Origin of the sequence: Bradyrhizobium sp., assembly GCF_030693485.1 — a bacterium.
In the GTDB taxonomy this organism is placed as follows: domain Bacteria; phylum Pseudomonadota; class Alphaproteobacteria; order Rhizobiales; family Xanthobacteraceae; genus Bradyrhizobium.
Genome location: NZ_JAUYAN010000089.1, coordinates 1 through 7,633, shown reverse-complemented (window position 1 = coordinate 7,633; position 7,633 = coordinate 1). Strand labels below are relative to the sequence as shown.

Sequence of the window (7,633 nt, the reverse complement as noted above, 5' to 3'; positions counted from 1 at the left end):
GACAGCCGGTGATGGGCGCGGCGATCGTGAAAACTGTCGCCGAGCGCGATCACCGTGCGCGGATCATGCCGCGCGATCACGGCACCCAGCCGGCCCAGTGTCGCAATGGTGTCATAGGGTGGAAGAAGCACGCCGCGTCCGGCGAAACTGGAGCCTTTTTCCAGGTGCAGGTCTGAAACCACCAGCAGCCGCTGTTCTTCCCAGAACAGCGCGCCGGAGAGATCGGCAAGCAGATCAACGCCGGCGACGTTCACGGTGGCGCGCGCGGCAGGCAATTCGTCGTCAAGGCTTTGCGCGCGTGTCACGTTCTGTCCATCGCCTCGTTCACCAGTTCCTTCGCGGCTTCCGCCAGCAGTTCGTCGGAGGCTTCGCCATAGACCGCTTCGCAGCCGATTTCCAGCATCACGGGGACGGCGAGCGGCGAAACCCGGCTGAGTTCCCGGTGGGTGATTCGCCCCTTGATCCGCGCGAGCATATCACTGAGACGACGAATATCGAGCAGCCCGGTGGCGGCGTCGGCGCGCGCGGCGCGCAGCAGTACATGGTCGGGCTGATGCTTGCGCAACACGTCGTAGATCAGGTCGGTCGAGAACAGCACCTGCCGCCGGGTCTTTTCCTCGCCGGTGAAGCGCCGCGCGATCAGGCCCGAGATGATGGCGCAGGTGCGGAAGGTGCGTTTCATCAGCGCGGATTCCGCCAGCCACGCCTCGAGGTCGTCGCCCAGCATATCCGGATCGAACAGCGCGCCCAGATCGAGCCTGCCCTGCCGGATCATGAACGACATGTCGCCGAGCCCCCACACAGCCAGCGCATATTCATTGGCGACGAAGCCGAGCGGCCGCACCCGCGCGCGTTCCATCCGCCGCGTCAGGAGCATGCCGAGGGTCTGGTGCGCCAGCCGTCCTTCGAAGGGGTAGCAGACGAGATAATGCTTGTCGGCGCGGGGGAAGGTTTCCACCAGCAGTTCGCGCGCGCCAGGCACGCGCGACAGATGCGCCTGCAGCGACAGCCAGTCGCGCACCTGATCCGGCAACGCCTTCCAGGCCCTCTCGTCGTCGAGCAATTTGCGGACGCGTTCGGCGAGGTAGGTCGAGAGCGGAAACTTGCCGCCCATATAGGACGGCACCTTTGCATCCTTGTCGCTGGCGCGGGAGACGTAGACCTGGTCTTCCATCAGCGCCTCGTAGCGCACCACCTCGCCGCCGAACACAAAAGTGTCGCCGACCACGAGGCCCTCGATGAAATATTCCTCGATCTGCCCCAGCATCCGGCCGCCGCGCGCCACCGCGCCGGTCGAACCCGTGCCGCCGCCGCGCCCGCGCACCAGGCGCACCTTCAGCATGGACTCCTCGACGATGGTGCCGACGTTGAGCCGGTAGCTCTGCCGCACCCGGGGATTGGTCACGCGCCATTTATTTGTCTTGTCCCGCTTGATGCGCGCAAACCGCTCATAGGTCTTCAGCGCGTAGCCGCCGGAGGCGACGAAATCGACGGTGTCGTCGAAGTCGGTCCGGGTCAGGCCGGCATAGGGTGCGGCGGTCAGCACTTCGGCGTAGAGTTCGTCGGACAGAAACGGCTCGCCGCAAGCGCGGCCGAGCACGTGCTGCGCCAGCACATCGAGCGCGCCGGTGCGCAGCGGCGGAGTGTCCTGCGCGTTCTCCGCCACGGCATCGATGGCGGCGCGGCACTCCAGCACCTCGAAGCGGTTGGCCGGAACCAGAACGGCGCGCGAGGCTTCGTCGATGCGGTGATTGGCGCGGCCGATCCGCTGCATCAGCCGCGAGGCGCCCTTCGGCGCGCCGATATTGATGACGAGGTCGACATCGCCCCAGTCGACACCGAGATCGAGCGACGAGGTGCAGACCACGCCGCGCAATTTGCCCGCCGCCATCGCGTCCTCGACCTTGCGGCGCTGGGCGACGTCGAGCGAGCCGTGATGCAGCGCGATGGCGAGATTGTCGTCGTTCATCCGCCACAGGTCCTGAAACAGCATCTCGGCCTGGCTGCGGGTGTTGACGAACACCAATGTGGTCTTGTTGGTCCTGATCAACTCGTAGACTTCGTTGAGGGCGTGCCGCGCGCTGTGGCCGGCCCATGGCAGCCGCTCCCTGGTGTCGAGCATCTCGACGATCGGCGCCGCCGCGCCGCCGGCAGCGACGATATCGGCGGCTTCGCTGTTGCCGTCGCGCTGCGGCACCAGGAAGCGCGCCAGCGATTCCGGCTCGGCGACCGTCGCCGACAGCCCGATCGCGCGGAGCTGCGGCGCCAGCCGCCACAGCCGCGCCAGCCCGAGCGAGAGCAGATCGCCGCGCTTGGAGGTCACCAGCGCGTGCAACTCGTCGAGCACGATGCGTTGGAGCGAGCCGAACAGGAACGGCGCATCGTCGGATGACAGCAGCAGCGCCAGTTGCTCGGGCGTGGTCAGCAGAATATCCGGCGGATAGCGCCGCTGCCGCGCCCGCCGTGACACCGGCGTGTCGCCGGTGCGGGTCTCGACCTTGATCGGCAATCCCATCTCGGCGATCGGCGTCTCCAGATTGCGCGCGATATCGACCGCGAGCGCTTTCAGCGGGGAGATGTAAAGGGTGTGGAGACCGCGGCTGCGTTGCGACGGAGACTCGGCGCGCGCGGTGCTCCCCCCTCCCCCCGCGCGCATGGCGCGTGGTGGGGTCCGAGGCGAGCGAAGCTCGCTCTCGGGGTCGGGGGTGGGGGGCGTCTCCGCCAACTCGCTGGCAGTCGCATGCGCCGAGAGACCCCCCACCCCCGACCCCTCCCCACCGCTGCGCGGGGGCAGGGGGGAAGGGCGCGCCAGCGATTTGTTTTCAGTACTCAATTCCACCAGCGTCGGCAGGAATCCGGCCAGGGTCTTGCCGGCGCCGGTGGGCGCGATCAGCAGGGCCGAGCGGTGGTCGCGGGCTTTTTGCAGCAGATCGAGCTGATGCGCGCGGGGCGACCAGCCGCGGCCGGCGAACCAGCGCAGGAATTTTTCGGGCAGCAGAGGGAGCGACGAACCGTCTGGTGGAGGTGATTTCACCGCCGCAGGTTAGGCCCGGCGGACTGCGCCGGTCGAGCCAAAAAACCAAATAGTTTCAGATGTGTTACCGGCGAGCACAGGCATCGATTTTGCCCCGGTGTAGCCTGCAAGGCACAGACACGATGCGCCCCGACGGATAGGTTCGCTCCCGGAATGGAACTGGGAATGCAATCATGAAAAGACTACTCGCCACAGCGGCGTTTCTGGCCGTGGCGGCGAACGCCCAGGCAGCGGACATCGCGGTCAAGGCGCCCTACCTGAAAGCACCGGTCGCCATGGTCTACGACTGGACCGGCTTTTACGTCGGCGTGAATGCCGGCATCGGTGTCGGGCGCAATAACCAGACCCTGACTTTTCCCGGCTTTCCCTCGTTCGAACGATCCTATTTGTCGCCGTTCGGCGCGCTCGGCGGCGTCCAGGCCGGCTACAACTGGCAGACCAATACGATGTTCGGCCGGCTGGTCCTCGGCGTCGAGACCGACATCCAGGGCGCCGGCCTTCGCGACGACCATACCTGCCTGCTGACCTGCCGGGCCGTACCCGATATCAGCGGCCGGTTCGATCAGCGGCTCGACTGGTTCGGAACGGTGCGCGGCCGGGTCGGCTTCGCCAACGGCCCGGTGCTGCGCTACTTCACCGGCGGTTTCGCTTACGGCAACGTCAAGACCAGCATCACCGAGAACATCCAGCTCGCCGGCTTTCCCGCGACTTTTACCTCGAACCAGACCCGCGGCGGCTGGACCGTCGGCAGGGGTGTCGAAGCCGCGCTGGGCGGTAACTGGACGGCGAAGATCGAATACCTTCAGGTCGACCTCGGCAACAAGAGCGAGACTTTCGCACTGGGCGGCTTCCCGCAGACGCTCGACACCGAAATCCGGCAGAACATCTACCGGGTCGGCCTGAACTACCGCATCGGCGGCAACGGCGCATATGCACACGCACCCGCCGCGAACTGGACCGGCTTCTATCTCGGCGGCAATTTCGGCTCCGCCACCGCGCGCAACGAGACCTCGCTGGCCGTTCTGGGCACCAATGAACGGTTCACCCTCGCGCCGGAGGGCAAGATCGGCGGTGTGCAGGCCGGTTACAACTGGCAGGCGGCGAACTGGGTGTTCGGCGTCGAGGCCGACATTCAGGGCTCGACCCAGAAGGACAACAAGACCTGCGTCGCCAATTGCCAGGGGCTCAACGGCAGCTACGCCAATTATGACGCCAGGCTGCCGTGGTTCGGAACGGTCCGCGGCCGCCTCGGCTATTCGGCCGGGCCGGCGCTGTTGTACGCCACCGGCGGTTATGCCTATGGCAGCATCAAGACCAATATCGACTCGGCCTTTCTGAACGGACCGGTCACCAGCCGCTTCTCCGAAAACAAGGGCGGCTGGACCATCGGCGCGGGCATCGAAACGCCGGCCACGCTGTTCAGCTTCTTCGGACCGAACTGGACCTCGAAGAGCGAGTATCTTTATGTCGACCTCGGCTCGACTTCGGGCATCATCGCCGATCCCGGCGGCCCCGCGATTTCGACCACCAAGGTCACGCAACACATCTTCCGCAGCGGGCTGAACTATCATTTCAACTCGCCGGTGGTCGCGAAGTACTGATCGGCGGCCACATCGGCTGAAAAGTGAAACCCGGCCTCGCGGCCGAATTTTTTGTTGATCAGTCCTTCGCCGCGACCGCGACCAGGCCCGGCACCTGCGCACCGCTCTCGGTGCGGGACGATGCCGGCTCCAGCCGCACGAGCATCAGGTTGGCGGCTGCGATCAGCGTGTGCACGCTGGCCGCGCCGTAGGCATAACGCAGCCCGTCGCCGAGCACCACGCCCTCGCCCGGATGGCTTTCGAGCGTGAACGCGAACAGCCCGCCCGGCGCCAGCACGCGCGCGACCTCGCTCAACAGCGGCGCCATGTCGTGCACATAGACCATCACGTCGGCGGCCAGGATCAGCTCGGCGCTGGCTTCCGGTCTGCGAGCGAGGCCTTGCACGATCTCGGCGACGTCGAGTTCGGCGTAGAGCCCGGTCAGGCGGGCGCGCTCGATCATGCGCGGCGACAGGTCGATGCCGATGATGTCGCCGGCAACGCCTGCGAAGGCGCGCGCGGCAAGCCCGGTGCCGCAGCCGAGATCGATGACGCGCGCGAATGCCGGCGGCAGGCCCGCCGCGGCGCGCGCGCCCAGCACCGCCGCCAGCAGCAGCGCCGGCCCGCGATAACCGAGATCATCGACCAGTGCCGCATCGAATTTCGGTGCATATTGATCGAACAGCGCCGTCACATAGGTCGGCCGCATGCCGGCGAGATCGGCGGCGCCGAGACGCATCAGGCGCAGCCCGGCGCCGTTGCGATCGCCGGGATCGGTGGTCTCCGCGGTGCGGAACGCGGTGATGGCGCCCTGGCGGTCGCCGAGCAATTCGCGGACCTCACCCAGCGTGAACCATGCCGTGGCAAAGCCGGGCGCCAGATCCGTGGCCTGCACGAACAGGTCTTCGGCGGCGATGAGATCGCCGCTCAGTTGCAGGTCGCGGGCAAAGTCGAAGCGCCGGTCGGCGAGCATGTCGCCGGACGACATGAACAGGCGCGCTGGCATTTTTGGGAACCGATCGGTCGGAGGGTTGCGGAACTGATTGCAGCGTTCGGAGATAGGTTACGGCAAGACTCGAATGAAGCTCCGGCAGGACTATATAACCGAAATGCGTCCGCAAGACATCCTGCTGCCAGCTCCCGCCGGTCTTTGCTGCAAGCCCGGCGGCTTCCATATCGATCCGGTGCGGCCGATGGAGCGGGCCGTCATCACCCACGGTCATTCCGACCACGCCCGGCCGGGCCATGGCGCGGTGCTGGCCACCCGGGAGACGCTCGACATGATGCGGCTGCGCTACGGCGACAATTTCGCACGGACCACGCAGGCGATCGCCTATGGCGAAGAATTGAAGCTCGGCGATGTCAGGATAAAATTTCATCCCGCCGGCCATGTGCTAGGCTCGGCGCAGGTCGCGGTCACCTGCAAGGATACCTGCATCGTCGCCTCGGGCGATTACAAGGATGCGCCCGACCCCACCTGTACGCCGTTCGAGGTGGTGCGCTGCGACGTCTTCATCACCGAGGCCACCTTCGGGCTGCCGGTGTTCCGGCATGGCGACGCGGCCGACGAGGTGAAGAAGCTGCTGGCGTCGGTGGCGCTGTTTCCGGAGCGTGCCCATCTGGTCGGCGCCTATTCGCTGGGGAAGGCGCAGCGCGTGATCGCGCTGCTTCGCCTCGCCGGCTACGACGCGCCGATCTATCTGCACGGCGCGATGGAAGCGATCACCCGCTATTACGAAAGCCGGGGAATCGCGCTCGGCGATCTGCGCCCGGCCAAAGGCATGAAGAAGGCCGATCTCGCCGGCACCATCACGCTGGCGCCGCCGTCGGCCACCGCCGACATCTGGACCCGGCGGTTTCCCGATCCGGTCACCGCGTTCGCCTCGGGCTGGATGCGGGTGCGCGCCCGCGCCCGGCAGCGCGGCATCGAACTGCCGCTGGTGATTTCCGACCATGCCGACTGGGACGGACTGACCGCGACCATCGAGGCCACAGGCGCGCGCGAAATCTGGGTCACGCATGGCCAGGAAGACGCGCTGGTACATTGGTGCAAGACAAAAGGCCTTGCCGCGCGGCCGCTCGATCTGGTCGGTTACGGCGATGAGGACGAAGGCGATGCGGCGGCGGAGGGCGCCGAGGCATGAACCGTTTCGCCGAACTGCTCGACCGGCTCGCCTACGAGCCCGGCCGCAACAACAAGCTGCGGCTGCTGACGTCATATTTTCGCGAGACCGAAGATCCCGATCGCGGCTACGCGCTGGCGGCGCTGACCGGCGCGCTGTCGTTCAAGCACGCCAAGCCCGGCGTGATCCGCGACCTGATCGCCGGCCGCACCGACCCGGTGCTGTTCGCGCTGTCGTATGATTATGTCGGCGATCTCTCGGAGACGGTGGCGCTGATGTGGCCTAAGGCTTCGTTGAGCGCACAGCTTTCTTCCCCCCACCCCCCGCGCCGCGGTGCGGAGGGGTCGGGGGTGGGGGGTCTATCGGCTGGGCTCGCTGGCGACGAGTTGGCGGAGACACCCCCCACCCCCGACCTCGAGAGCGAGCTTCGCTCGCCTCGGACCCCACCACGCGCGATGCGCGTGGGAGGAGGGGAGCAGATAGGCCACAACAACCCGCCTCCGCCCACCCTCGCCGAGGTCGTCACCACGCTGCGCACGCTCGGCAAGACCGAACTGCCGAAACAACTGACGCGGTGGCTCGACGATCTCGACGAGACCGGGCGCTGGGCATTGCTGAAGCTCGTCACCGGCGCGATGCGGATCGGGATCTCGGCGCGACTGGCCAAGACCGCCGCGGCGGCGCTGGGCGACAAGGACCCGCACGATGTCGAGTTGATGTGGCCCGGCCTCGAGCCACCCTATCTCGACCTGTTCGCGTGGCTGGAGGGACGCGCCGACGCGCCTGTCAATCTCGATCCGACGCCGTTCCGCCCTGTGATGCTGGCGCATGCGATCGAGGATGCGGATTTTTCCAATCTCGACGCCGCCGATTTCATCGCGGAATGGAAATGGGAC

The 7,633-nt window shown here is 66.8% G+C and carries 4 protein-coding genes and 2 pseudogenes; 3 read left to right on the top strand and 3 right to left on the bottom strand.

Annotation, left to right across the window (positions count from 1 at the left end; genetic code table 11):
• Positions 1 to 275 (bottom strand): annotated as a pseudogene (locus tag Q8N40_RS06625) (phosphoesterase); the annotation flags it as partial.
• 26 nt (positions 276 to 301) lie between these two features.
• Entirely contained in the window at positions 302 to 3,034 is a 2,733-nt protein-coding gene (locus tag Q8N40_RS06620; RefSeq protein WP_305711240.1) for a ligase-associated DNA damage response DEXH box helicase, read from the bottom strand.
• A 173-nt stretch (positions 3,035 to 3,207) separates the two neighbouring features.
• Between Q8N40_RS06620 and Q8N40_RS06615 the strand changes: the two genes are divergently transcribed.
• A complete protein-coding gene (locus Q8N40_RS06615) occupies positions 3,208 to 4,635 on the top strand; it encodes an outer membrane protein (protein ID WP_305711239.1) in 1,428 nt (475 codons plus the stop codon).
• A gap of 58 nt (positions 4,636 to 4,693) precedes the next feature.
• On the opposite strand, the gene Q8N40_RS06610 is transcribed toward Q8N40_RS06615, so the two are convergent.
• Positions 4,694 to 5,620 carry a class I SAM-dependent methyltransferase gene (locus tag Q8N40_RS06610; protein ID WP_305711238.1) on the bottom strand — a complete coding sequence of 309 codons (927 nt, stop codon included), beginning with the start codon at positions 5,618 to 5,620 and terminating at the stop codon, positions 4,694 to 4,696.
• Positions 5,621 to 5,723: 103 nt separating this feature from the next.
• Here Q8N40_RS06610 and Q8N40_RS06605 point away from each other — a divergent pair, with 103 nt between their 5' ends.
• A complete protein-coding gene (locus tag Q8N40_RS06605; RefSeq protein WP_305711237.1) occupies positions 5,724 to 6,758 on the top strand; it encodes a ligase-associated DNA damage response exonuclease in 1,035 nt (344 codons plus the stop codon).
• Positions 6,755 to 7,633 (top strand): annotated as a pseudogene (locus Q8N40_RS06600) (ATP-dependent DNA ligase); the annotation flags it as partial. The gene Q8N40_RS06605 and the pseudogene Q8N40_RS06600, both read left to right, overlap by 4 nt.

Bases quoted from the DNA above. Each gene is read 5' to 3' on its own strand.
- Q8N40_RS06615 (WP_305711239.1), top strand. From the start codon at position 3,208: ATGAAAAGACTACTCGCCACAGCGGCGTTTCTGGCCGTGGCGGCGAAC.
- Q8N40_RS06610 (WP_305711238.1), bottom strand. From the start codon at position 5,620: ATGCCAGCGCGCCTGTTCATGTCGTCCGGCGACATGCTCGCCGACCGG.
- Q8N40_RS06605 (WP_305711237.1), top strand. From the start codon at position 5,724: ATGCGTCCGCAAGACATCCTGCTGCCAGCTCCCGCCGGTCTTTGCTGC.